This window comes from Actinokineospora sp. NBRC 105648, from assembly GCF_030269645.1.
In the GTDB taxonomy this organism is placed as follows: domain Bacteria; phylum Actinomycetota; class Actinomycetes; order Mycobacteriales; family Pseudonocardiaceae; genus Actinokineospora.
Map to the genome: position 1 here is coordinate 104,689 of NZ_BSTR01000022.1, position 24,882 is coordinate 129,570.

A 24,882-nucleotide genomic window follows, 5' to 3' on the forward strand; every position below is an offset into this window, starting at 1 on the left:
CGGCTGCGGCCATCGTAGATCTTTTCGCCCCGGTGACCCGCTACGGGGCGTGAGGGACCGTGCGCAGCAGGGCTCGCAACCCGTCGGCGTCGAGGAGGTCGGCGGGGCGCAGCGTGGTGTCGTGGCGGACGTAGTGGAACGCCGCCCGCACCCGGTCCAGCGGCACACTGGACAGGCTCGCCCAGGCGAGGCGGTAGGCCGCGAGCTGCACGGTGAGGGCGGGTAAGCGGTCCTTCTCGGGGACGCGGCCGGTCTTCCAGTCGACGACGGTCCAGCCGCCGTCCGGGTCGAGGAAGACGGCGTCCATCCGGCCGCGCACCGCGACACCGTCGATCTCGGTGGAGAACGGGACCTCGACCTCGTGCGGGGTCCGGTCGGCCCAGTCGCTGCGCAGGAACGCCTCGCGCAGGGTGTCCAGGTCGGCGTCCGGGGCGGCGTCGTCGTCGGCCGCGCCGGGCAGCTCGTCGAGGTCGAGCAGGGCACGCGAACCGAACCGCTTCTCCAGCCAGGCGTGGAAGGCGGTGCCGCGGCGGGCGACCGGGTTCGGCGGGAACGGCAGTGGCCTGCGCAGCCTGCGGGCCAACGCGTCCGGGTCGGCGGCGAGTTCGACGAGCTGGCTGACCGAGAGCTGCTCGGGCAGGGTGACCTGCTCCCGGTGCCCGGCGGCGGCCCGCTCGGTCAGCAGGACGTCGGTGTCGCGGACCCAGCCGTCCGGGTCGTCGGGCGGGTCGTCGAACTCCTCGCCCGCGCGCACCGCGGCCAGCTCGGCCCGCACCAGGGCGGCGCCGGTGGCCACCTCGGAGCGCCGGTCCTTGAGCGGGTCGGCGGGCCACTGCGCGGACTTGACCACGCTGGCGATGGGGTTCTCCGCCCCCTCCTCGGGTTCGTCGGCCCAGAGGTCGACGAACTCGGTGCGGTCGGACAGCTCGGTGAGGAACTCCGACGGACCGCGCGGCTTGCCCCCGGTGCGCCCCCACCAGTGACCGGACACGAACAGCGTGCGCTCGGACCGCGTGAGGGCGACGTAGAACAGCCGCCGTTCCTCGACCAGGCCGCGCTCGGCGAACTCCTCGTGGTGGATCTTGAGCGCCTGTTCGACCTCCTTGCGGTCGCCCGCGCCCGCCAGGTTGAGCCTGGGCAGGTCGACCGCGTCGCCGCGCAGGTCGGCGGGCAGCTCGGTGACCGTGCGCAACCAGCTGCCCCCGCGCCTGCCGCTGGGGAAGACGTCGTGCACCAGGTGCGGGACGGCGACGACCTCCCATTCCAGGCCCTTGGCCGAGTGCACCGTGACGATCTGCACCCGGTCCTCGGCGACCTCCACCTCGCCGGGCTCCAGCCCGTCCTCGGCGGCCTCGGCGGTGGCCAGGTAGTCGAGCAGGGCCGACAGGCTGGCTGACGGGCTGGCCTGGGCGTAGTCGGCCACGACATCGGCGAACGCGTCCAGGTGGGCCCGGCCCGCACCGCCACGACGGGCGGTGGCCTCGATGTCGAGCAACATCGTGCGCTCGACGTCGGCGACGAGTTCGGGCAGCGGCTGGTCGAGCCTGCGGCGCAGGTTGGTCAACTCCCGCCCGAGGCCGCGCACCCGCTGGTACCCCAGCTCCGAGTAGGCGTCCTCCGCGCCCGGGTCGTCGATCGCGTCGACCAGGCCCGCCTGTTCGGCACCCTCGCCGGGCAGCAGGTTGCCCGGTTCGGTGGCGTAGGCGCCCGCCAGGGTGCTCGCCCGGCGCCACAGCGCGGCCAGGTCGGCGGCCCCGATCCGCCAGCGGGAACCGGTGAGCAAGCGGGCGGCGGCGGTACCGGCCAACGGGTCGATGAGCACCCGCAGGGCGCTGACCAGGTCGCGCACCTCGGGCTCGTCGAGCAGTCCGCCGAGACCGACCACCTCGACCGGCAGCCCGCGCTCGCGCAGCGCCACGGCCAGGTCGGACATGTCGGCCCGGCGCCGGACCAGCACCGCGGCCGTGGGCGGCGTGCCGCGTTCCTCGACGGCGGCGTGCCAGCGGTCGGCGACCTGGTTGGCCACCCACTGCACCTCGGTGTCCACATCGGACAGCAGGGCCAGTCGGATGTCGCCCGGGTGCGCGTCCTCGCGGGCGCGCAGCTCGTCGACGTCGACCCCGTGCGCGCGCAGCGGGGCGGACACCGCGTTGGCCAGGTCGAGCACCTCCGGCGGGTTGCGGAAGCTGGTGAGCAGACCGTACTTGTGGGCCGGTTCCTTGCGGCCGCCGTGCTTCTGCGGGAAGTCGGTGGTGAACCGGGGCAGGTTGGCCGCGCTCGCGCCGCGCCAGCCGTAGATGGCCTGCGCCGGGTCGCCGACCGCGGTGACCGGCATCGGCTCGGCGTCGGGGTGTTCGAGCGAGCTGCCGAACAGCGAGCGCAGCAGCACCCGCTGCGAGTGGCCGGTGTCCTGGTACTCGTCGAGCAGCACGGCGCCGAACCGCTCGCGCTCGCCGCGGACCACCTCGACGTGCCCGGCGGCGAGCCGGGCGGCCAGCGACATCTGGTCGCCGAAGTCGAGGGCGCCCTCCCGGCGCTTGCGGTCGGCGTAGGCGGCGACCAGCGGCAGCAGCGCGATGCGGAACCGTTGGGTGACAACGACCTTCTGCAGGTCCTGGGACAGGTCGGCGCGCTGCCCTTTGGCCCTGGGCGCGGACTCGATCGCGGCGCAGACCGCGGCGGCGTGCCCGGCCAGGGTGTCCGGGTCGACCAGGTGCTCGGACAGCTCGCCCGCGAGCGCGAGCAGGTACTGGGTGACGGTGGCGGGCACGTAGTCGGTGTCCAGGTCGTGCCCCCAGGTGGACACCACCCGGTGCGCGGCCTGCCAGGCCGCGGTCTCGGTGAGCAGCCGGGCGCCGGGCTCGACCGGCAGCCGCAGCCCGTGCTCGGCGACGAGCCTGCCCGCGTAGGCGTGGTAGGTCAGGATGGTCGGCTCGCCCGCGAAGACGGCGGCCCGGCGGTCACCGGTGGGGTCGAGCTTGTCGAGCAGGGGGGAACCCGCGAGCCTGCGCAGCCGGGCCCGGACCCGGTCGGCGAGCTGGCGGGCGGCCTTGCGGGTGAAGGTGAGGCCGAGGACCCGGTCGGGGGTGACCAGGCCGTTGGCCACCAGCCAGACCACCCGGCCCGCCATCGTCTCGGTCTTGCCCGCGCCCGCGCCCGCCACCACGAGCGCGGGCTCGGGCGGCGCGGCGATGACCTCGGCCTGCTCCCGGGTGGGCGGGGCGAGGCCGAGCTCGTGGGCGAGGTCGCGCGGGCTGACGAGCGCGAGACCTGGCAGCGGCAGACTCATGGCACGAACGCGCCCGGGTCGGCCGGCGGTGGGCAGCGCACGTCGACCCCGGGGACGACGAGCGGCTGCGTCGGACTCTTGCTCATGCGGCCAACCTACCTCGGCGAACTCCGGGATCCGGGGTTCGCGGGCATCGACCACCTGTTCGAGTGACTACTGCGTGACCTGCCTGCCGCTCGGGTGCAGCGGGCACGCCGTCCGCACCGGGCAGCGCGGGCAATCCGGGTTCTCGTAAGCGGTGTACTCCGGTCCGACCGTCGACGCGGCGGCCTCGCGGACGATCTTGAGCCAGTGGTCCAGGGTCTCGCCACGAACGGGGTCCTGCACGCGTTCGGTCGCCCCGGTCTTCTTGTTCGCCTTGGACACGTAGAGCAGGCGCGCGCCCCCGGGTTCGGTGCCCACGTCGGCGAAGGCGCCGTACGCGACGGCCAGCTGGTAGACCGCGAGCTGCGGGTGCTCCTGCGCGTCGTTGGCGCTGACCGGGGCCTTCCCGGTCTTGATGTCGATGATCACCGGCCGCCCCTCGGCGTCCACCTCGACCCGGTCGACCCGGCCGCGGACGGTGATCGCGTCGGGCAGCTCGACGCTCACGTCCTGCTCGACCGCCACCTGGGTGAGGTCGGACCGGGTGGCCCGCATCCAGGTCAGGAACGTGTCGACCATCCCGCGGACCCGTTGCTGCTCACGGCGGGAGAACCAGGGCGCGCCCGCGTCGACCGAGCTCCACGCCTTGTCGAGCTCGGCCATCAACTCCTCCCGGGAAGCACCGGAGGCAGCCGCCTGGGCCAGCGCGTGGACCAGGGTGCCGGTCACCGCGGCCAGTTCGGCCGGGTCCTGGCCGCCGTGCCGCTCGACCACCCACCGCAACGGGCACTTGGCCAGGATCTCCACAGTGGACGGTGACACGCGCACCGGCTGGTCGGCGGCGCGCAGGGGGGCGGCGGTGGACAGTTCCGGGAGTCCGTACCAGCTGTCGGGGTTCGCGCCCGGGACACCGGCCTCGGCGAGGCGCGCGAGCTGGCGCGCGGCAAGCGACCGACGGGCAGGGTCGACAGTGTTGTCACAGACTGCTTGCCGCAGATCACCTACCAGATCCGCTAGCACCAACGCGCGCTCTTGCTCAGCCATCGGGACTACGTTGTCCGCGTCGGCAGTCTCAGCGCCCGCGAGTTCGGCGAGGAAGCGGGAGGGCTGTTCCTCTTCCCCACGTACCGCGCTGACCAGGAGCTTCGACTTAGCACGTGAAGCGGCGACAAGAAGAAGACGGCGCTCTTCAGCCAAGAGCGGCGCGGTAGCGGAGACCACCTGTTCACGTACTCCAGCGAGCACGTCTACGAAGCGTTCCACGCCCAAGAGGGATCCGCGAAGACGAAGATCCGGCCACGCACCCTCTTGCACACCGGGCACCGCGACAACCGTCCACTCACGACCGGCGGCGGCGTGCGCGGTCAAGATGGTGACGGCATCCCCCTGCGGGGCACTAGGCGCGAGCGTGTCGCCCGCGATGCGCTGGGACACCAGGTAGTCGACAAACCCGACCACATCGGACCCGGGCAACCGCTCGGCGTAGCGCTCAGCCGTGTGGAACAACGCGACGATGGCATCGAGATCGCGGTCCGCCTGGGCGCCCACCGGCCCGCCGCGGGCAGCCGTGGCCACCCAACGCGTCTCCAGGCCGCTGGACTGCCATGTCTCCCAGAGGATCTGCTCCAGACTCGCGCCCTCGGCGATCCCCTTGCGCACCAACGCCATCAGGCCCGACACGCGGCGCACGGGGCCGACCTCGGTGTCGGCGAGGGCGGTTAGCCGATCGTCGTCGGCGAGAACCTCGACCAAGAGGTCGTCGCTGGACCGGTCACCGCCCGCGGCCAACTCCAGCCTACGCAGGCCGCGCCGCAATCTGCGCAAGGCCAACGGGTCGGCGCCACCGAGCTGAGAGGAAAGCAGCATCTCCGCAAGCGGCGGGTCAAGGAGAGCGGGGACGGCCGCGCAACGCAAGAGCGCTAAGAGGGGCCGTACAGCAGGCTGTTGCGCCAACGGCAATTCGTCTCCGGGAGCGGCTACCGGAACACCGGCGGACGCCAGCGCACGGTGCAGCACCGGTATGGACCGCGTGGCGGACCGGACCAAGACAGCCATATCGGCCCACGGCACGTCGTCTAGCAGGTGGGCTCGCCGGAGCTGGTTCGCGACCCAGCTCGCTTCCGCTGCCGCCGACGGGTGCAGCCGCACGGTCACCGTGCCGCCGTTGTCGCGCCCCTTGTCCACCCGCCGCGCGCCCGCGCCCGGCAACCGCGCCGCGAGGTGCGAGACCGCTCTACGAACCGCAGGCGCCATCCGGTGGCCTGGGCCGAGGACGACCGTGCCGCCCCCTGGATCTGCGTCGCGCAGCAGCGCGGGATCGGCGCCACGGAAGGAGAAGATGCCCTGATCGGGGTCTCCCGCGACCACGAACTCCTTGGCCGCGCCGCCCAGGCTGTGCAGCAGCGCGTACTGCAACGGGTCGAGGTGCTGGGCGTCGTCGACGAGCAGGTAGCGGACTCTGCCGCGCTCGGCGGCGAGCAGCTCACCGTCGGTGTCGAAGGCCAGCAGCGCGCTCGCGACCAGCTCCGCGGCGTCGAGCGCGGGCGCGGTCGTGTGTGCGATGCCGGTGTCCGCGGACCCCAGCAGCAGCGTGACCTGTTCGTACTGCCGGCCGAAACGCCCTGCGGCTACCCACTCGTCGCGGCCCTCGCGCTTCCCGAGGGCAACCAAGTCCTCGGGGCCCAGACCGCGCTCGGCGGCGCGCAGGATCAGGTCGCGCAGCTCCTCGGCGAAGCCGGGCACGGTGAGCGCGGGTCGCAACCGTTCGGGCCAGTGCCGGGCGCCCAGCTCGATGTCGCCCTCGAGCAGCTCGCGGATGACGGCGTCCTGCTCAGGTCCGGAGAGCAGGCGCGGACCAGGCCCGTCGTGCAACATCGCCTGGATGCGGAGAACCGCGAACGCGTAAGAGTGCACGGTGCGCACGAGAGGCTCGCGGACAGTGCGCAGGGAGCCCTCTTCGGTGAGCAGGGCGGTGATCCGTCCGCGCAGGTCAATGGCGGCGCGACGACTCGCGGTGAGCACCAAGAGCTGTTCGGGATCCACACCTCCGCGCAAGATGCGGTCTGCGGCCAGCTCCGCTAAGAGAGTGGTCTTACCAGTGCCTGGGCCGCCGAGGACGCGGACGAAACCGTCTGCGCCCGTCAAGACCCGCCGCGCGTCCTCGCTCCACCGCAGGGTGCGGCTCGGCGCCGCAGGCCTGCGGACGAGCTGCGGCGCGAGCGGGGACCTCCCGGCGACCATCCGCCGATTGGACCACGCCCGCCCCACGAGGCCGGACGCGGCACGCCCATCGGGGCGGGGTGGAATGATCCGGCCATGGCCGACGCCCTGAACGTGCACGTCTTCGGTGCCGACGACGCCCCGCCGTTGCTGGCACTGCACGGGGTGACCGGGCACGGCGCGCGCTTCCGCCGCCTCGCCCAGTGGCAGCTGTCCGCGTTCCGGGTGATCGCGCCGGATCTGCGCGGGCACGGTGACTCGCCGCGGCTACCGCCTTGGACCTTGGAGCAGCACACGGCCGACGTGCTCGCGGTGATGGACACCTTCGGTCTGCAACGCGTCTCGGTGATGGCGCATTCGTTCGGCGCTCTTATCGCTCTTCGCCTACCGCCGGACCGCGTAGGCGCACTGGTCTTGCTCGATCCGGCGGTGAGCGTCAAACCGCGAGAGGCGCTGGAGTCGGCCGAGGCGGCTAAGAGGGAGTGCTCGGATCCCTATGCCGCACAACGCCAAGACTGGCCGACAGCCGAAGAAGACGTGATCGCCGAAGAGGTTTCCGACAACTGGGTAACCAAATACGGTGTTTGGAGCCCCAAGTGCAGCCCGGCGGCCGTCGCTACCGCGTGGAGTGAGATGTGCAGACCTGTGCCGCTTCCCCGCGTGCGCACACTGGTCGTGCGCGCACTGCGGGCGCGCTACGTCGGACCTGAGTTCCTCGCCGCGGCCCGCGGTGTCGAGCTCGTCGACCTGGACTGCGGGCACATGGTGACGGTTGAGGAACCCGACCGCGTCGGCGGTCTGGTCTCGGGATTCGTGAGGTGAGCGTGGACGAGGAACTGCACGAGCGGGTTCGCGAGGCGATCCGGGCGATCCCGCCCGGCCGGGTGGTGACCTACGGCGACATCGCGGGCCTGACCCGTGCACCCTCGCCCCGGCTGGTCGGCAAGATCCTGTCCGAGGACGGGCACGACCTGCCGTGGCACCGGGTGTTGCGGGCGAACGGGACCCCGGCCCCGCACCTGGCCCGTGAGCAGCTGGAGCGCCTGCGGGCCGAGGGCGTCCTGGCGGCGGGTGAGAAGGTCGACCTGCGCACCTACCGCTGGGCGGACGTGGTGGCGGAGCCGGAGCCCGGGTTGTTCGACTAGCGGAGCGGCCCGACCGGACTAGTCGCGCTGCTTCCCGAGCGCGGGGTCGAGGCCGAGCATGTCGAGCAGCCGCTGGCAGTCGGCGGCGTCGTCGGCGTGGTCGGCCACCGTCCTGGCCGCCCGGCTGCACTGCTCGGCGTTGTGCAGCGACTCGATTTCACGGGCCGCAGCGATGCGTCCGGGGGAGGGAACGGCCTGTTGAGCAAGCGTCATGAAGCACCTTCCTAGAGACGGCCGCCGCAGGCTGAGCGTCGAGGTCCGCTCACAGGGGATCCACGCGGCGTGCCGGCCGGGAGTGTCATTCACTCTTTCAGCCCAATTGGGCTGAAGCAAGAGGCCGATTGGATGCGTTGTGTTAAGTCACCGTGAGCGACGGCGCGCATACCGTATCACCTTGGTCACCAGACGACTGCCTGCCGTGACGGAGCGCTCGCCGGGTGAAGGCCACCAAGCCCGACACCAGGAAGAACGCTCCGGCCACCACCGCGATCAGTCCGACGTCCATACCGGTAAGACGCGCGTCTACACCAAGAGGTTGACCTTTGCCAATTTTGGCTAAGAGGGCATGAACACCTTCATCGGCGCCAAGAGCTCCAGTGACAGGTCCCACAACTTCGCCGCCAAGAGCGGGTCGCGCGCGGTGCGGCTTGGGCGCTCGAGGACCGGGCGGCCGAAGTACCGGCGGTGCGGGCCGTAGAGGGCACCCTGGAAGGCGTCCGGGTCGGTGATGGCGCGCAGGGTGGGCTGGGCGCCCGCGGCGGCGGACTGGGCGACGAACCGGTCCAGGACGGCCGTCGCGGTGGCGACGAACCGGGGCTCGTCCTTGCCCAGCTCGGTGGCCGCGTAGCCGGGGTGCGCGGCGACGGAGAGCGTGTCGTGGCCGTCGGCGGCGAGCCTGCGGCCCAGTTCCGCGGTGAACAGCAGGTTGGCCAGCTTCGACTGGAAGTACGCGCGCCAGCGGCCGTAGCGGCCGCGCTCAAAGTTCGGGTCGGCCAGCCGGATCCGGCCGGGCCGGTGCCCCATGCTGGTCACGGTGACCACGCGGGCCGCGGGCGTGGCGGTGAGCAGCGGCAGCAGCCGCAGCGTGAGGGCCATGTGCCCGAGGTGGTTGACGCCGAACTGGGTCTCGAACCCGTCGGCGGTCGTGGACTGGGCGACCGCCATCAGCCCGGCGTTGTTCACCAGCAGGCCGAGCCTGCCGTGCTCGGCGATGACCTGGTCGGCGAACGCGGCGACCGAGGACTGGTCGGCGAGGTCGAGGGTGGCCAACTGGAGCAGGTCGGGGTCGACCCCCTCGGCGATGAGGGCGGCGCGCGCGGCCGCGGCCTTGTCCTGGTTGCGGCAGGCCATCAGCACCGTCGTGCCGCGGGCGGCCAGCGCGCGGGTGGTCTCGATGCCCAGCCCGGCGTTGGCGCCGGTGACCACTGCGAGGTCGTCCATGTTCGCTCCTTAACCTGAACTAGCGTTCACCATCTATAGTGAGCCAAGGTTCAGGTTCTGGCAAGTGCGGAGGTCCAGGCGGTGGCGAGAGCGGACTCGGTGCGCAACCGGCGCAACATCCTCGACTCCACCCGCGAGTTGCTCGCGGCCAACGGCGAGCAGGTGGGCATGGACGAGATCGCCGCCCACGCGGGCGTCGCCGTCGGGACGCTCTACCGGCACTTCCCCACGAAGACCGACCTGATCGACGCGGCCATGGCCGAGCTGACCTCGAGCCTGGTCGAGCTCGTCGCCGTGGCGGCGGACCGCGTCGAGGCCGGGGCGGACCCGGTCGAGGCGATGACGGGGCTGCTGCGGACCTTCGTGGGACTGGCCGCGCAGGACCGGGCGGTGAAGGCGGCAGCGGAGGGGCTGGCGTCGGACTCGTTGCGGGAGCTGGAAGAGCGCGGCTGGGGGCAGTTGCAGCGGATCGTGGATGTCGCGCACGCGCAGGGGGCCTTGCACGCGGACATCACCACAGCCGACTTGGCGCTGCTGGTGGCCACCGCGCCCACCGAGGCGGTGCCGGTCGAGTCCCGGGAGCGGTGGATCGCTTTGGCCATGCGGTCGGTGACTGCCTGACGGTTCTGCTCGCTGTGCTCGCTGTGCTTGACGGTGCGCCGGGACGGGACTGGCAGGGGGGCGGCCGCGTCCCGGCGCACTCGGCGGAGAGGGCAGGATTCGAACCTGCGCGGGCGCCGAGGCGCCCTTCCGGTGAAGACTGGAACCCGTTGAGCCGCTCCGGGCACCTCTCCTTGGCTTGCTGTGCATAGCTTGCCGGGTGGCGCTGATGTCGGGCTGACGGTTTGCTGTCTTGCTTGCCGACTTGCTTGCCGCGGGCGCGCCGTCTGGGTTGCCGCGGAGTGCTGCGGGGGTGCTCGATTGGGTGGAGTGGTTTGCCTGGGGCCCCTAAAGAAATGAGGCGCGGTGGGTAGAGCGGGTGGGGAAGGGAGTCACCCACTCGCGGGTCAGCTTAGCGCCTCATTTCTTCCCCAGACAAACCACTCCACCCAATCGAGCAGGTGGGAGGTGATGGTGACTGTGTTGCCGGGGAAGGGTTCCAGAGACTCCCTGGTCTACATAGGACTAACCGACAGAGGTCGAGGAGAGTTTGGGGTAGGGCGATCAAGGGGGGACCCGGCGTTTGTGGTGAAAGCGCTGCCGGACGCCGTCGAGTGGGCCAAGCGCCTCGTGGTGAGGGGCGGGTCGACGTCCGGCAGGTGCGCTATGCCAAGCGTTCCGCAGTTAGGACAAGCGTTCCCGGCAGTCCGCCAGGGCGGCCTCGGCCTTGGCCGTGCCGGTCATCGCGGCGGCCAGGCGCAGGTGGGGCAGGGCCTCTGCGTGCCTGCTCTGCCTGGCCAGCGCGCGGCCGAGCAGGGTGTGGGCGTAGGCGTCGGTCGGGTCGAGGGCCACCAGCTTGCGCGCGGTGGACTCGGCCGGGCCGAGGGCGGCCGACTGGAAGTGCGCCAGCGCCAACTCGGTCAGCACGGCGGTGGACTCCGGCGCGGCCTCCGCCGCCTCGGCGAGGTGGCGCGCGGCGGTACTGGGGTCACCGCTCGCCCGGAACAGCCTGCCCTGGTCCAGCAGGTCGAGCACGTCGGTCATGACTCCTCCAGCCTGATGTCAGCGGCGGTCCGGTGCGCGGCCGGGATCTGGCCGAGCCGCCCCGCCTGGTAGTCCTCGAACGCCTGGATGATCTCCTGGCGGGTGTTCATCACGAACGGTCCGTAGCGGGCGACCGGCTCGTTGATCGGCAGCCCCCCGAGCACCAGGACCTCCCAACTCGGCGAGTTCCCCGGCTGCGTCTCAGCGGCACGCGCGGTGAGCGCGTCACCAGGCCCGAACACGGCCAACTGCCCTTCCTCCAACGGCCTCCCCTCGGCCCCGACAGTGCCGCGACCGGACAGGACGTAGACCAGCACGTTGAACTCGGCAGGCCACGGCAGGACCAGCCGGGCACCCGCACTGACGGTCGCGTGCAGGTAGGTGATCGGCGTGTAGGTCGAGCCGGGCCCCCGGTGTCCAGCCAGGTCACCGGCGATGACCCGGACGAGCGCACCACCGTCGTCACTGGCAAGCAACATGGCGTCACCCGCCGCGATGTCCTGGTAGCGCGGCTGCGCCATCTTCAGCGAACGCGGCAAGTTGACCCACAACTGGACGCCGTGGAACAGCCCACCCTTGGCGACCAGCTCTTGCGGCGGCACCTCGTTGTGCAGAATCCCCGACCCAGCGGTCATCCACTGGGTGGAGCCGTCGGTGATCAGACCACCGCCACCGATGGAGTCGGTGTGCTGCATGGCACCGTCGATCATGTAGGTGACCGTCTCGAACCCGCGGTGTGGGTGCCAGGGCGCACCCTTGGCCTCCCCCGGGCCGTACTCGACCGCACCCATGTGGTCGAGCAGCAGGAACGGGTCGGCCAGGGCCAGGTCAGCCCCGGGGAAAGGCCGCCGAACCTGGAAACCCTCACCCTCCAGGAACTTCTCCGCCCGCACGATCCTGCGCACCCCGCGCCAAGTCGTAGCCGACTCGGGCAGGTCCGGCAGGCGGGGCAGGGTCAGGGTGTCAGCGGTGATCGCAGGCATCGGGCGCCTCCTCATCACTCTCGGGCCACCCGGTCGGCGACCCACAGCCGCTACAAGCTAGTTGCGCGCTCAATTATTCCCCGCCCACCCAGGACGCCCGGCCCCAGAGCCAGCGCCCCCACCGCCACCCCACGGCAGACCCACCCTCCCAACGAACCCAGCGAAATCCCCACCACCACACCCCGCAGCGAATAGGCCGACCCCGCTGGCACCCAAGCGAATCCCGCCCCCGCCAAACCGCAGCGGTGAGGCCGACTCTGCTAGCACCCAAGCGAATCCCGTCCCCCAGCAAACCGCAGCGGTGAGGCCGACCCCGCTGGAAAGCAACGCCCGCTACGGATGCTCGATCTAGTGGACTCGCTTCGTGTGGGGGAGGAGTACCGCTAAACTTGCCGTGTGGTGGGGATGCCCTTCACCCGCCCTTTTTTCACCACCGCGGTGCTCTAGGGGCCCCGCACGAAGTGAGTTCACTAGATCGAGCCCATGCTTTTACTCGGGCAACCCCAGCGATGAGCCACCATGCAGGTCGACCGTAGGTCGGCGTGCGGCACACCCCACGAGCTGCCCAAGTAAGAGCAGGGCTCGATCGGGTGGACTGCCTTCGCGCGGGGCCCCTAGGCGACCGCGTGGGGAAAAAGCGTGGGGAGAAGGGCATCCCCACCACAGGTCAAGTTTAGCGGTCGCCTCCCCCCACACGAAGGCAGTCCACCCAATCGAGCACAAACGTAACGGGACTTTCATACCAGCGGGCTCGACATTTAGAGATTGAAAGAAAAGAGCCAAAGGGATTAAGGCCGAAGGGACTTAGGGCTGAAGGGACTTAGGGTTTCTTTGGAAGCCTGTCGGCGCCTAGCGCTGGGGCCACATGCTGTAGATCGTGTTGTCCTCGTCCTTGCACACCACCTGCGGCAGCGATCCCTCCGGCACCTGGTTGCACGCCATCGGTCCGATCTCGAACGGTGCCTGCCCGGTCTTGGGGTCCGGCCGTGCTGCGTAGTAGTCGAACAGGATGGCAGCGGCCTGTTCGCAGTTGAGCCTGCCCGTCGGGGTCTCCACGACGACGGCGAGCATGTCCTTGCCCAGTGCGCCCTTGAACGGCCGGTCGCAGTACTGCGACGGTGCGCTCTCGTCCACCGTGAGGTCGACGCCCGGGGTCGTGGTCGTGGGCCGTGTGACCGTCTGCCTGCTCACCGTGGGTCGTGAGGCGGTCGGACGCCTGGCCGTCGTGGTCACTTCCGCCGACGAGGCCGTCGCCTTCGACGCCGTCGTCGTTGAACCGGTCGAGGTGCCGGATGCGGATCCGGTGACCGGGGTGGAACAGCCCGTGACCAGGGCGGCGAGCAACGCTAACGCGACCATGAACCTCATACCCGCTGCTTCGACTGTCGCACCCGGACCGTTACGCGCCCACCCCCGACAACGTCCACAGTGGACCCCTGAGTCTGGACGGGTGAGCGTGTCCGATACGGGGTATTCAGCACGTGTGCGCACCATGGGGCAAGTGAGAAGACACCCGGCGGTCCAGCGGCTGGGGCGGATCGGCATGGCCTTCTACGGGGGTGTGCACATCCTGATCGCCTGGCTGGCCATCCAGGTCGCGGCCGGGCAGACCGGTGAGAAGACCGACTCCAAGGGCGCCATCGCCGAGATCGCGGAGACCACCGCCGGTCCGGTGCTGCTGTGGGCGCTGACCATCGGCCTGTTCCTGTTCGCCCTCTGGCAGGTCACCGAGGGCCTCGCGGGCTACACCTACGTCACCGAACCGCGCAAGCGCCTGGGCAAGCGGATTGGCGCGGGCGCGCGGGCGATCACCGGGGCGGGCATCGGCATCGGCGCGCTGGACTTCGCCCGCGGGGTGGGCAGCACGAACTCGACCGGCAAGCAGCAGGAGCTCACCGCGAAGGTGCTGGCCCTGCCGTTCGGGCAGGTCCTGGTGGGCGCGGCGGCGATCGGCATCCTGGTGATCGCCGCGGTGATCTTCTACAAGGGCGTGAAGCGGTCCTTCGAGCGCGACCTGGACATGTCCGAGCTGCCCGACGGGTCCCGCCGGTTCGTCGAGCAGGTCGGCCGGGTCGGCTGGATCGGGAAGGGGCTGGCCTACGGGGTGATCGCCGTGCTGGTCGGGCTGGCCGCGCTGAACGCCGACCCCGAGCAGGCTGGTGGCATGGACAAGGCGCTGCACACGGTGGCGGAGCAGCCCTACGGCATGCTGCTGCTCACCGTGATCGCGATCGGCCTGGCCGCCTTCGGCGTGTACTGCTTCGCCGCCGCGAAGGCGCATCGCGACTAGTCCACTGAGGACAGTCGACTACACCAGCTTGACGATCTCCTGCGCCGCCCGTTCCAGCCCGCGCATCGAGCGGGGGGTGGACCTCGGGTGCAGCGCGTGCACCGCCAGCCGGAACAGCAGGGCGCGCAGCAGCGCCTGCGGCCACTCCGGCAGGTGGCCCCAGCGCTTGGCGATCGACTCGTCGGCGCCGCCCCAGGCCATCGCGTCGACCACGACCACCGCGGCCGCCCACTCCGGTGGGCGGTGGAACGCGGCGAAGTCGATGATGCCGGGCGCGGCGTCGCCGTCGAAGAGGACGTTGCCGAACAGGTCGCCGTGCACGACCTGGGAGCGCAGCGAGATCTCCTTGCGCGACTCGGCGTGCAGCGCGAAGAGCCTGCCGCCGAGGTCCGGGTCGAGCTTGGTCTTCTTGTCCTCGCCCCAGGCGGCCCGGTCGGCCATGGCGAACACATCCGCGCGGCCGCTGAGGAAGCGCGGCCGGTTCAGCTCCGCGGTGGCCTTGTGCAGCCGGAGCGAGGCGGAGATCACCTCGTCGTAGCGCGGCTCGGCGCGGCCGGGGACGTACCGGAACCCGACCCACCCGCCGACCACGTAGCGGCCGTCGCTGGAGCGGACCGGCTGGGCGATGCGCAGGTCCGGGACCCGCAGGTCGCCGAGCGTCTGGGCGACCCAGGACGCCTCGGCGGGGTTGGCCGCCTGCCGCAGCGCGAGGTCGTCACACCGCCAGACCGGCCCCTGCTCGATCAGCACGGGCTCGGCGTCCTTGGCGCCGAAGGCGGCGCGGACGTGCGGCGGGGGCGGAGTTCTCACGGGCGGGCACGCTACCTGCCCGAGGTGTCCGGTGGTCGTGCGACACGGGGACACGATTTGTTGATCTTGTCAAGTCGCCACCGGGCCCCGACCGCGTGGTCGGGGCCCGGTGGCCGAGCAGCTCGAGCGGCTCAGTAGGTCGGCAGCGAGGTGTCGATCTCGCTCGCCCAGCCGAGCACACCGCCGCCGACGTGCACCGCGTCCTTGAAGCCCGCCTTGTGCAGCGCCGCCAGCGCCTCCGCGGAGCGGACACCGGACTTGCAGTGCAGCACGATCGGCCGGTCCTGCGGCAGCTCGGCGAACGCCTCGCCGGAGAGGATCCGGTCCTTCGGGATCAGCACCGAGCCCTCGATCTTGACGATCTCGTACTCGTGCGGCTCGCGGACGTCGATCAGCGCGAAGTCCTCGCCCCGGTCGAACTTGTCCTTGAGCTCGCGCGGGGTGATCGTGCTGCCCGCCGCCGCGGTCTGCGCGTCGTCGCTGACCACGCCGCAGAACGCGTCGTAGTCGATCAGGCCCTCGATCGGCTTGGTCTCCGGGTCCTTGCGGATCTTGATGGTGCGGTACGACATCTCCAGCGCGTCGTAGACCATCAGCCGACCCAGCAGCGGCTCGCCGATGCCGGTCAGCAGCTTGATCGCCTCGGTCACCATGATCGACCCGATGGACGCGCACAGCACGCCCAGCACGCCGCCCTCGGCGCACGAGGGGACCATCCCGGGCGGCGGCGGCTCGGGGTAGAGGTCGCGGTAGTTGAGGCCCTGGCCGTTGGGCGCGTCGTCCCAGAAGACGCTGACCTGGCCCTCGAACCGGAAGATCGACCCCCACACGTACGGCTTGCCCAGCAGCACCGCGGCGTCGTTGACCAGGTACCGGGTGGCGAAGTTGTCCGTGCCGTCGAGGATCAGGTCGTAGTCGGCGAAGATCTCCAGCGCGTTGGTGGAGTTGAGGTGCTCCTGGTGCAGGACCACGGTCACCAGCGGGTTGATCTCGGCGATCGACTCCTTGGCCGAGACGGCCTTGGGCTTGCCCACGTCGGAGACGCCGTGGATCACCTGGCGCTGCAGGTTCGACTCGTCGACGATGTCGAAGTCGACGACGCCGAGCGTGCCCACGCCCGCCGCGGCCAGGTACAGCAGGGCCGGGCTGCCCAGCCCGCCCGCGCCGACCACCAGGACCTTGGCGTTCTTGAGCCGCTTCTGCCCGTCCACCCCGACGTCCGGGATGATCAGGTGGCGGCTGTAGCGCGCCACCTCATCCTTGGTCAGCTCCTGCGCCGGCTCGACGAGCGGCGGCAAACTGCCTGGCATCGGTCCTCCTAGAACACGGGGTACGCGCGGCGATTCTCACCGGTACAACGCCAGAGTCCCACCCGGTCTTCCCCCGCTCCCACGATCCGGGACGACTGGACGGGCCAGGTACCGGGGCTGGGTACTAGGGCCGGGCCTGCGGGTTCGGCCAGGCGTTCGGCTTGCACACCAGGCCGTCCTCCTTGACCGCGTCCCGGTTGCCCACCGCGCGGTTGAGCTGGGCGACGTAGTTGTTGGCCACCCCGAAGCTCTGCTGCATCATCACCGGCGCCAGCGCGCCCGCCTCCGGGCAGCCGACGTGGTTGTTGCGGAAGGCGTGGCCGACCTCGTGGTTGAGCGCGTACTGCCGGTAGGTCAGCAGGTCGCCCGCGAAGGCGACCGCGCCGCGCACCCAGCGGGCCAGGTTGATCATCACGCGCTTCTCGCTGCCGCGGTAGCAGGAGGACTCGTACTTGATCGAGTAGCCGCACATGTCGGCCCGGTGCGCGGTGTCCGGGCTGGTCAGGCTAATCCGGAAGCTCGGGTTGGCGAAGTCGGGGGCGACCCGCTGCACCGAGATCTCGCCCAGGCCGGTCCACCCGCGCGGGTCGGCCAGGGTCTTGTCGACCAGGGCGGCGAACGCGTCGTCACCGCCGAAGGCCGAGCTGTCGACGCCGTCCTCGATCTCCACCGTGTAGGTGAAGAACTTCGCGCCGTTGCCCACCTTGGGGCCACTGCCCGCCACGCCGTGGAACTTGCCCGTGCCCGCCTGGGTGAACGCCCCGCCGTTGGGCAGCTCGGCCGACGGGATGTTCACGTCGACCGGGCCAGAGGGTCGCTCGGTGACGTCCGGCGCGCTCGGCGTCTGCTCGCCCGCGCCGACGTCGCCCTGTCCCCCGCCGTCTTGTCCGGTGTCGCCCCGCGCGGCCACCGGGGTGCTGCCGCCCGCGGTGTCGCCGCGGTCGCCCGCCGTCTGCACGAGGACGAGCACCGTGACGGCGAGCAGCACGGGCAACGCGTAAACGCGCCACCCGTAGGTGGCGATGAACCCGCGCTTGCGCCGTGCCCTGGGCTTGTCCGGCTGCCAGGAGGCCGCCAGCGGCTCGGCGGTGGTGCGGCGGGAGCCCTTGCGGTAGCGGTCCTCGGTCACGACCTGGCCGCCCGGCTCACCGGCCGATGCGGAGCGTGACGACTCGGCGGCCGGGTCCGGCTCCCCCTGCGTCATTCGGCTCACGGCGACCAGGGTGCCACATCACGCAGCGCTCCCAAGGACGAGCACGCCGCTCACCAGCGATCCGCGGCGGCCGTCTCCCACAGCCCCAGAGTCGCCCGCGCGACCAGCGCGGGCCGCTCCATCTGCGCCACGTGACCGGTGCGCGGCAGGACCAGCAGCCGCGCGCGCTGCAGCAGGCGGGCGGTGCGCGGGGCCTTGCGGACGGTCATCAGCTTGTCCTCGGTGCCCCAGACCACCAGCGTCGGCGCCTGGACCTGCGGGATGAACCGCCACAGCGACCGGGTGCCGCGGGCGAACCAGGCCCGGATCAGCCCGATGGTGCTGCCCGCCAGCGCGGTGGCGGCCCAGGCCTGCTCGGCCCGCTCGGCGTACTCCTGCACCGCCTCCTCGATCCGCTCCTTGGGCACCGAGCCCGGGTCGGCGTAGCAGAGGTTCAGCATCTGGGTCAGCCGTTGGCGTGGCGTCAGCTGGGCGAGCTGCCTGCGCACCGAGGTGCCCACCACCGGCAGGAAGGCCAGCGCCATCCGCCGGTCGGACATGCGGTTGACGTTGGGGCGCAGGTCGGGGACCGCGGGCGAGATCAGCGTCAGCGTGCGCACCAGATCGGGGTGGCGGGCGGCCAGCACGATGCACACGGCGCCGCCCATCGAGTTGCCCAGCAGGTGGATCGGGCCGAGGTCCAGCGCGCGCAGCCAGGTGGCGAGCGCCTCCGCGTGGCCCTCGGGGGTGTACTGGTAGTCCGGCAGCGGTGGGGTGCGGCCGAAGCCGGGCAGGTCGACGGCGATGCCCGGGGCGTACCCGGCCAGGTGCGCGGCCAGGTCGGTCCAGTTCGTCGCCGAGCCGCCGAGGCCGTGCACGTACACCGCGGTGACCTCGCCGACCCCGGGCGTCCGGCGCACGTGCAGGCGGATCCCACCAGCCTCGATGTCCTCACCCGGCCACGCCTTGGTGGCCGGATCGATCACGGGCAGCTCAGCGGCGGAGAAGGGGACCTCGGTCAGCGGGGCCCGCTCCGATCTGAGTGTTGTTGCGGAGTTCATCAATCCGGTCATCAATCCAGTGTGCATCCGTTCTGCGGGGCTCACCGTAGTGAGACGCGCGTCACACTGAATACTTGTTGTAGAGCACGGTCGTTGAATCAGTTGCCCCGAACGGGGATACCCGCGAGTAAGGTCGAACCACCCGTGCGGGTTGGCGATCCCGACCCGACGACGCGGTAAGTGAGGGTGGAGGCACATGTCCGAGACAATTCAGGCCAACGGTGTGGGCCGGGGGGCGCGGCTCCCCCGGACGGCCCGGCGCGCCCAGCTGCTCGCCGCGGCCCAGGACGTGTTCGCGGCCAACGGCTACCACGCGGCGGGCATGGACGAGATCGCCGAGCGGGCCGGGGTCAGCAAGCCGGTGCTCTACCAGCACTTCCCCGGCAAGCTCGAGCTGTACATGGCGCTGCTGGACAAGCACGTCGACGAGCTCATCCGCCGGGTCACCGACGCGATGGCGGCCACCACCGACAACAAGATCCGGGTGCGCAACGCGGTCGGCGCCTACTTCGACTTCGTCGACGGCGAGAGCCAGGCGTTCCGGCTGGTCTTCGAGTCCGACCTGCGCGGCGAGCCGCTGGTGCAGGACGCGATCGAGCGGGCCACCAGCGCCAGCGTCGACGCCATCACCGCCACCATCACCGCCGACGCGGGCCTCGACGAGCACCGCGCGCGGCTGCTCGCGGTCGGCCTGGTCGGGGTGAGCCAGGTCGCGGCGCGCGCGTGGCTGGCCGACAACCGGGTGCTGCCCAAGGACGAGGCCATCGGGCTGATCTCCAACCTGGCCTGGCGCGGCATCGGCGGCGGCTTCCCGCTGCACCCGCACGAGTGAGCAGGGGAGAGCGCTCCCCCTGTTGATCTCGGCAGGCACCAGGCACCGTTGACCGCATGAAGTTCTCGGCGGCGAACGTGAGCGCCCTCGGCGGGCGCACGACGAACCAGGACGCCAGTCACGCGGGCGGCCGCCTGCTGGTGGTCGCCGACGGCGTCGGCGGCGCGCCCGCGGGCGAGGTCGCCTCCGCGCTGGCGGTCCAGGCCGTGGTCGAGCACGGCGGCGAGGCCCCCGGCACTGCGGCGTCCCTGGCCAACGCGGCCGTGCGCGCCCACGGTCGGGAGCACCCGGCCACCGCGGGCATGGGCAGCACGCTCGACGTGGCCGCCATGGTCCGCCGAGAGGGTCGTTGGCTCGTCCGCGGAGCGCACGTCGGCGACAGCGTCGTGCTGGTGGTCGCCACCGACATCCACCCGTTGACCAGGGCGCACACCCTCGCGGACGAGCTGGTGGCGGCCGGGCACCTGACCCCAGAGGAGGGCGCCCGGCACCCCCAGCGCTCGGCGCTGATGCGGGCGATCGGGATGGAAGACCAGGTGCGACCCGATCTGTGGGAGCGGTCCGCGATCCCCGGTGAGCGCTACCTGTTGTGCAGCGACGGACTCCCTAACGCGCTCGGTAAGGGTCTGCACGACCTCTTGTTCTCACTGCGCAAGGCAACCGCGGCGGAGTGCGCGAACGAGTTGGTGCGCGCCGCGGTCGAGGCGGGCGCCCGGGATAACGTGACCGCAGTGGTCGGTGATGTGGCGGGCGGTGCGGGTTGGCGGAGCTGATCGTCGACTACCACGCCTACCCGGCACCCAGGCTCGTCCCGCCGGGCGAGCAGCTGTCCCTGGACCGCGACTTCCTCAGCGGCGGCACCGACGAGCGCATCTCGCGGGCGCCGAACGCGCCGTTCCTGCGGCACATGGACGGCCGGTGGTGGCTGGTCAACGGCCACGACCAGCTCACCGTGTACGTCGTGGCGGAGAGCAGGCGGTTCACCGTCAGCGAGCGGTGTGCGTTCCCGCTGCCGGACGGCGAGACCGAGGTCCGGGTGTGGGACGCCCGGCTGCGGATGGTCGTGCACGGCTCGGCGACCTGGGAGATCCCCCGGGACGACTCGGGCCCGGAGACGATGATCGGCCTGGACGGGGCCGCGGTGAAGGTCGCGCTGCTGCTGGGTCGCAAGCCGCGGCACCGAGCCGTGCTGGCGGCCTACTACCGGGAGTACTTCACCCCGGGCATCCACGCGCCCCGGCCGCTGGACCGGATGCAGACCCGGCTGTGCATGGGGCTGACCTCGTTCACCGCCCTGGAACGGGCGCTCAACGAGGTGGTCACCGAGATCTGGGGCGAGCCGCAGGGCCACCGGCACGAGCTGCCGGACTACCTCATCCGCGAGCGGCTCCTCGTGGCCGCCGACCAGGACCTGGTGCCGCACCGGCTGTGCGCGCACCGCGGGCCAGGCCCATGATCCGCGTGACGACCTCGCCGACGCGCTCGTACGGGAGCATGTGGCCCGCGGCCGGGTAGCGGACGAACTCGGTCCCCGGCATGGCCCGCGCGATCTCGGCGGCGTGGTCGACGGGGGTTATCCGGTCGAGCTGTCCCACGAGCACCTGGGTCGGGATTTGGCTGTACACCGCCAAAGCGGCCACCCGAGAGTGCTTTCCGACGATCTCCCGCCGCAGACCGCCCGCGCTCGCGCGGTGGGACTTGGCGAGTTGGTCGGCGACCGACCGCACGTCCACCAGCCGGAACCGGGTCCCGAACACCAGCCAGCGCAAGAACAGCAGACCGCCCAACACGCGCAACCGCGACGGTGGTTCTACCGGCTTCTTGGGCGCCTTCTTAGGCCCAGCAGAGCTCTTACGCGGTCGGTCCTTCACGGCGAACCGCACCAACGGCTTGGGGAGACCGAAGGTGACCTCGCCCATCCGGCCTGCCGAGGTGGAGATGAACATCGCCGCCGCCACCCGGTCCGCGACGAGCTCCGGGTGCAGCTCGGCCAACGCCATCATCGCCATCCCGCCCATCGAGTGACCCACCAGCACCAGCGGCCCGGTGGGTACCCGGTCGGCGATCAGCTCGGCGAGGTCGTCACCGAGCCTGCCGAGCGTGGCGCCACCGCGCGGGGCGGCACCCGAGCCGCCGTGGCCGCGGTGGTCGAACCGGATCACCCGGACCCGGCCCGCCAAGGCCGCCGCGACCTCGTCCCAGACCCGCAGGTCGCTGGTCCAGCCGTGCGTGAGCAGCACGGTCACGCCTGGTCCGCGGTCGTCGAGGACGTTCAGCTCGACCCCGTCGGAGGTGCGGAAGATGTCGGCCACGCGCCGAACTTACTACGCAGTAGCAAGCGTGGGCACGGCCGCGCGCGCCACCAGGGTGCTGAGCTGGGCGACGACCTCGGACGAGCGCTCGTAGTTGAGCATGTGGCCCGCGCCGGGGTAGACCAGCAGGTCGGCGTCTGGCAGCCGGCCTGCGATGATCCGCGAGTCCGGCACCGGGCACAGCCGGTCCAGCTCGCCCGCCATCACCACGGCGGGAACGCCCTGGTAAGCGCTCAGGGCGTGCACCCGCTCGTGCTCGTTGAGCGAGGAGCGGAACCCGACCATGTTCGCCGGGTTGCACCGGCCGACCTGCGCGGCGGTCGCGGCGATGTGCGCGGCGACCGGGTCGCGGCCGAACACCAGCCAGCGCACGCCGGGGCGGGCGAACCCGCTGAACCGGCCGAGCAGGGCCGGGCGGCGGAACCTGGCGATCCGCTTGTTCACCAGCTTCTCGAGGTAGAGGACCGGGGCGGCGACCCAGCGCGGCAGCCCGAGCGTGAGCCGGGACAGGCCGCCCGAGGTGGTCGCCACGAACGCCACGCCCGAGACGCGCTCGGCGATCAACCGGGGGTGCCGTTCGGCGAGCGCCATCAGCGTCATCCCGCCGAGCGAGTGGCCGCCGAGCACGACCGGGCCGGTGGTCCGGGCGGCGACCAGTTCGGCTAGGTCGTCGGCCAGCCGGTCGATGGTGGCGCTGCCCTGCGGCGCGGCCCCGGACCTGCCGTGCCCGCGCAGGTCGAACCGGACGACGCGGACGCCCACCGGGTGGTCCACTGGGTCATCCGCCAGGAGGTCGTCGACCACGGGGTCCCAGGACGTGTGGTCCATGGTCCAGCCGTGCACGAGGACCAGGGTGACCGGTCCGGACCCGGCCTCGGCGACGTGCAGCGGCACGCCGTCCGAGGTGGTGAACGCGCTCACCTCGGGAGCAGCATCGAGCGGCGCCACAGGACCATGCCGGGCCCGCCGACCAGGTCGGCCTCGGCCAGGAACTTCATGATCCGCTCGCCCCAGTACCGGATGGTCTCCTGGAAGTGCGGGTTGGCCTTGGCGGCCTTCCACGCCGTCTTCGGGTCCAGGCCGACCGACCGGTAGACCTCGGGGTTGATCAGGCTCAGCGCCACGAAGTAGGACACGAACGCGGTCAGCGCCCGGTGGTAGTGCTTGGCCAACCACCCGGCCCTGGCCATCCCCTGGGCGACCTCCTGGCGGGCGAAGGTGACGTGCCGCGCCTCCTCCAGGACGTGGATCCGGTTGACCATCCGGATCAGCGGCTGGAGTTCGGGGTCGGCCATGTTCTCCCGCTGCATCCGGTCCAGCACCTCCTCGGCGACCAGGATCGCGGCGTAGGCCGAGGGCCCCTTGCCGATCGCTGGGAGGATCTTGGCCAGCGACCTGACCCAGCCGCGCGGCCCGTAGGCGGGCACCCCGAAGCGCTTGCACGCCTTGCCGAACATGGTCGAGTGCCTGCACTCGTCGGCGATCTCGGAGAGCATGTAGTGCACGTGGTCGGTGGTCGGGTCGTGCCGGTAGACCTGCTTGAGCAGCATCTGCATCAGGATGACCTCGAAGAAGATCCCGGTGCTGGCGATGCTGGCGATCTCGTGCTTGCCCAGCTCGATCCGCTGCTCGGGGCTCAACCGCTCCCACAGCTCGGTGCCGTAGAGCGAGATCCGGTGCTCCGGGTGGTAGCGCAGCCCCTCGGTGACCGGGGCGTCCCAGTCGATGTCGATGTCCGGGTCGTAGAACTTGTCCGCGGAGGACTTGAGCAAACGACCCGCGGTCTTCTCCCGATCGGCTACCTTGGCCACCTGCATCGCGCGGCTCATCGTCGAGTCACTCCTTACGCGGTCAGACTGTCACGCGTTACTTCCGGTAACAGTTACTTCTGGTAGCATGAATCGCATGGCGGATCGTGTCAAGCGACACAGCTCAGGTGACTCCGGGGACGCACGACGAGACCGGTGGAAGTCCCACCGCGCCGCCCGGCGCGAGGAGTTCGTCGAGGCCGCCCTGCGCGCGCTCGCCGAACACGGCCCGGACCTGGGCATGGAGCACGTCGCGGCCGAGGCGGGCGTGACCAAGCCGGTCCTCTACCGGCACTTCACCGACAAGGCGGACCTGTTCCTGGCCCTGGGCCACCGGGGCACGGAGATCCTCTTCGAACGCCTCATCCCGGCGATGAACCGCGAGGAGGCCCCCCTCCCGCGCATCCGCAAGAGCCTGGACGCCTTCTTCTCGATCATCGAGGAGTACCCGAACCTCTACCGGCTCCTGGTCCGCAGCACCTTCGCCGACCGCAAGATCGACTCCGACATCGTCGCCGAGGACAAGGAAGTCATCGCCAACGCACTCTCCACCCTGCTCGGCGACTACATGCGGACCTACCAGATCGACTCCGGCGGCGCCGAGGTCTGGGGCCACGGCATCGTCGGCATGGTCCAGAACGTCGGCGAGTGGTGGCTGGAACGAAGGACCATGAGCCGCGACGCGGTGGTCGAGTACCTGACCATGACCATCTGGGCCGCCATCGACGGCACCATGCGCGGCTACGGCGTGACGATAGATCCGCACAAACCCCTGGAAATCAACCGACTCGTCCAACTGTCCAACGGCGACCCCGGCGACGCGGCCGCAGGCTAGGAGCTCCGATGACCGACCACCCCGAGGACGACGGCTACCAGGGCCAGGCGACACTGGTCGTGGGCGACACCGAGTTCACGGTCACCGTGGAACTACGCGGCCACTTCCAGCCGATCGACGGCTACTACCGGTGGTACGGCCGGATCGCGGCGGACAAGGCACTGTCCGAACTGGTCGCGGGCAAGAAGACACAAGCGGTCCTCAAGACACCGGGCGGACAGGCACAGGGCGAACTCTCGGACCCGGACCCCTGGGACCGGTACCGGATCACGGGCACCAGCACTCCCCCATTCGTAGTCCAGACCACAGTGGACCACCGCCAAGACGCCTAACCCCAACAGATTTCGCTCTTGCCCTTCGCTCTCAATCTTTCAATCCCTGAATCCCCAGCCCGCTGGTACGCAAGACCCGTTACGTTTGTGCTCGATTGGGTGGACTGCCTTCGTGTGGCAGTCCACCCAATCGAGCCTCCGCTTTACTTGGGCAGGTCATAAGGTGTGTCGCCCTGGGGCCACGGGCTGCTCATCGCTTGGGTTGCCCGAGGAAAAGATGGGGGCTCGATCTAGTGAACTCGCTTCGTGCGGGGCCCCTAGAGCACCGCGGTGGTGAAAAAAGGGCGGGTGAAGGG

At 71.0% G+C, this 24,882-nt stretch carries 23 protein-coding genes and 1 tRNA gene; 9 read left to right on the plus strand and 15 right to left on the minus strand.

All coding sequences use genetic code 11. The features are described from left to right. Positions 1-40: 40 nt before the first annotated feature. Complete coding sequence (locus tag QSK30_RS20325) at positions 41-3,289, minus strand: ATP-dependent helicase (protein WP_285504891.1); 3,249 nt, start codon at positions 3,287-3,289, stop codon at positions 41-43. A 153-nt stretch (positions 3,290-3,442) separates the two neighbouring features. Continuing rightward, positions 3,443-6,613 carry an ATP-dependent helicase gene (locus tag QSK30_RS20330; protein ID WP_285504892.1) on the minus strand — a complete coding sequence of 1,057 codons (3,171 nt, stop codon included), beginning with the start codon at positions 6,611-6,613 and terminating at the stop codon, positions 3,443-3,445. Between the two features lie 75 nt (positions 6,614-6,688). Here QSK30_RS20330 and QSK30_RS20335 point away from each other — a divergent pair, with 75 nt between their 5' ends. After that, positions 6,689-7,414: an alpha/beta fold hydrolase gene (locus tag QSK30_RS20335; protein ID WP_285504894.1), complete on the plus strand. Its 726-nt coding sequence runs from the start codon at positions 6,689-6,691 to the stop codon at positions 7,412-7,414. 2 nt (positions 7,415-7,416) lie between these two features. After that, positions 7,417-7,737 (plus strand): MGMT family protein, encoded by a 321-nt coding sequence (locus QSK30_RS20340; protein WP_285504934.1) that lies wholly within the window; start codon positions 7,417-7,419, stop codon positions 7,735-7,737. Positions 7,738-7,755: 18 nt separating this feature from the next. Here the strand turns inward: QSK30_RS20340 and QSK30_RS20345 are convergent, their stop codons facing one another. Continuing rightward, positions 7,756-7,950: a hypothetical protein gene (locus tag QSK30_RS20345; RefSeq protein WP_285504896.1), complete on the minus strand. Its 195-nt coding sequence runs from the start codon at positions 7,948-7,950 to the stop codon at positions 7,756-7,758. 342 nt (positions 7,951-8,292) lie between these two features. After that, positions 8,293-9,177 (minus strand): oxidoreductase, encoded by an 885-nt coding sequence (locus QSK30_RS20350; RefSeq protein WP_285504898.1) that lies wholly within the window; start codon positions 9,175-9,177, stop codon positions 8,293-8,295. Between the two features lie 81 nt (positions 9,178-9,258). On the opposite strand from QSK30_RS20350, the gene QSK30_RS20355 reads away from it, so the two are divergent. After that, positions 9,259-9,798 (plus strand): TetR/AcrR family transcriptional regulator, encoded by a 540-nt coding sequence (locus QSK30_RS20355; protein WP_285504899.1) that lies wholly within the window; start codon positions 9,259-9,261, stop codon positions 9,796-9,798. 84 nt (positions 9,799-9,882) lie between these two features. Here QSK30_RS20355 and QSK30_RS20360 read toward each other — a convergent pair. The 4 genes from QSK30_RS20360 to QSK30_RS20375 all read right to left on the minus strand — a co-directional run bounded on the left by QSK30_RS20360 (position 9,883) and on the right by QSK30_RS20375 (position 13,172). Then, positions 9,883-9,971 (minus strand) — tRNA-OTHER (locus QSK30_RS20360). A gap of 490 nt (positions 9,972-10,461) precedes the next feature. Beyond that, entirely contained in the window at positions 10,462-10,821 is a 360-nt protein-coding gene (locus tag QSK30_RS20365) for a tetratricopeptide repeat protein (protein WP_285504901.1), read from the minus strand. Continuing rightward, a complete protein-coding gene (locus QSK30_RS20370) occupies positions 10,818-11,804 on the minus strand; it encodes a pirin family protein (protein ID WP_285504903.1) in 987 nt (328 codons plus the stop codon). The genes QSK30_RS20365 and QSK30_RS20370 overlap by 4 nt, the downstream gene beginning before the upstream one ends. An 849-nt stretch (positions 11,805-12,653) precedes the next feature. Further along, the gene (locus tag QSK30_RS20375) at positions 12,654-13,172 is read right to left on the minus strand and encodes a hypothetical protein (protein ID WP_285504905.1); all 519 of its coding nucleotides are present in this window, start codon (positions 13,170-13,172) and stop codon (positions 12,654-12,656) included. A gap of 124 nt (positions 13,173-13,296) precedes the next feature. On the opposite strand from QSK30_RS20375, the gene QSK30_RS20380 reads away from it, so the two are divergent. Next, a complete protein-coding gene (locus QSK30_RS20380; RefSeq protein WP_285504907.1) occupies positions 13,297-14,094 on the plus strand; it encodes a DUF1206 domain-containing protein in 798 nt (265 codons plus the stop codon). 18 nt (positions 14,095-14,112) lie between these two features. On the opposite strand, the gene QSK30_RS20385 is transcribed toward QSK30_RS20380, so the two are convergent. From QSK30_RS20385 to QSK30_RS20400, 4 genes are all read right to left on the minus strand, one after another. After that, positions 14,113-14,904 carry a TIGR02569 family protein gene (locus tag QSK30_RS20385; RefSeq protein ID WP_285504909.1) on the minus strand — a complete coding sequence of 264 codons (792 nt, stop codon included), beginning with the start codon at positions 14,902-14,904 and terminating at the stop codon, positions 14,113-14,115. A gap of 131 nt (positions 14,905-15,035) precedes the next feature. Next, positions 15,036-16,214, minus strand: coding sequence for an adenylyltransferase/sulfurtransferase MoeZ (gene moeZ, locus QSK30_RS20390; RefSeq protein ID WP_285504910.1), 1,179 nt, complete (start codon positions 16,212-16,214; stop codon positions 15,036-15,038). A 124-nt stretch (positions 16,215-16,338) separates the two neighbouring features. Then, entirely contained in the window at positions 16,339-17,418 is a 1,080-nt protein-coding gene (locus tag QSK30_RS20395; protein WP_285504935.1) for a DUF3152 domain-containing protein, read from the minus strand. A 59-nt stretch (positions 17,419-17,477) separates the two neighbouring features. Beyond that, the gene (locus tag QSK30_RS20400) at positions 17,478-18,479 is read right to left on the minus strand and encodes an alpha/beta fold hydrolase (protein ID WP_285504911.1); all 1,002 of its coding nucleotides are present in this window, start codon (positions 18,477-18,479) and stop codon (positions 17,478-17,480) included. Between the two features lie 184 nt (positions 18,480-18,663). On the opposite strand from QSK30_RS20400, the gene QSK30_RS20405 reads away from it, so the two are divergent. Genes QSK30_RS20405 through QSK30_RS20415 form a run of 3 tightly spaced genes read left to right on the plus strand, consistent with a single transcriptional unit; the run spans position 18,664 to position 20,755 of the window. After that, entirely contained in the window at positions 18,664-19,299 is a 636-nt protein-coding gene (locus tag QSK30_RS20405) for a TetR/AcrR family transcriptional regulator (protein ID WP_285504912.1), read from the plus strand. 56 nt (positions 19,300-19,355) lie between these two features. Continuing rightward, a complete protein-coding gene (locus QSK30_RS20410) occupies positions 19,356-20,072 on the plus strand; it encodes a PP2C family protein-serine/threonine phosphatase (RefSeq protein WP_285504913.1) in 717 nt (238 codons plus the stop codon). Continuing rightward, positions 20,060-20,755, plus strand: coding sequence for a hypothetical protein (locus QSK30_RS20415; RefSeq protein WP_285504915.1), 696 nt, complete (start codon positions 20,060-20,062; stop codon positions 20,753-20,755). The genes QSK30_RS20410 and QSK30_RS20415 overlap by 13 nt, the downstream gene beginning before the upstream one ends. Here the strand turns inward: QSK30_RS20415 and QSK30_RS20420 are convergent. From QSK30_RS20420 to QSK30_RS20430, 3 genes are read right to left on the minus strand one after another with little or no spacing between them, the layout of a single operon-like run. Beyond that, the gene (locus tag QSK30_RS20420) at positions 20,673-21,611 is read right to left on the minus strand and encodes an alpha/beta fold hydrolase (RefSeq protein WP_285504917.1); all 939 of its coding nucleotides are present in this window, start codon (positions 21,609-21,611) and stop codon (positions 20,673-20,675) included. The two genes, QSK30_RS20415 and QSK30_RS20420, sit on opposite strands and share 83 nt — an antisense overlap. Before the next feature lie 12 nt (positions 21,612-21,623). Further along, positions 21,624-22,532 carry an alpha/beta fold hydrolase gene (locus QSK30_RS20425; RefSeq protein WP_285504919.1) on the minus strand — a complete coding sequence of 303 codons (909 nt, stop codon included), beginning with the start codon at positions 22,530-22,532 and terminating at the stop codon, positions 21,624-21,626. After that, positions 22,529-23,440, minus strand: coding sequence for an AurF N-oxygenase family protein (locus QSK30_RS20430; RefSeq protein WP_285504920.1), 912 nt, complete (start codon positions 23,438-23,440; stop codon positions 22,529-22,531). The genes QSK30_RS20425 and QSK30_RS20430 overlap by 4 nt, the downstream gene beginning before the upstream one ends. Positions 23,441-23,507: 67 nt before the next feature. Between QSK30_RS20430 and QSK30_RS20435 the strand changes: the two genes are divergently transcribed. After that, on the plus strand, positions 23,508-24,254 hold the full coding sequence (locus QSK30_RS20435; protein WP_285504922.1) for a TetR/AcrR family transcriptional regulator: 747 nt from the start codon (positions 23,508-23,510) through the stop codon (positions 24,252-24,254). An 8-nt stretch (positions 24,255-24,262) separates the two neighbouring features. Beyond that, the gene (locus QSK30_RS20440) at positions 24,263-24,586 is read left to right on the plus strand and encodes a DUF4873 domain-containing protein (RefSeq protein WP_285504924.1); all 324 of its coding nucleotides are present in this window, start codon (positions 24,263-24,265) and stop codon (positions 24,584-24,586) included. The last annotated feature ends 296 nt before the right edge of the window (positions 24,587-24,882 follow it).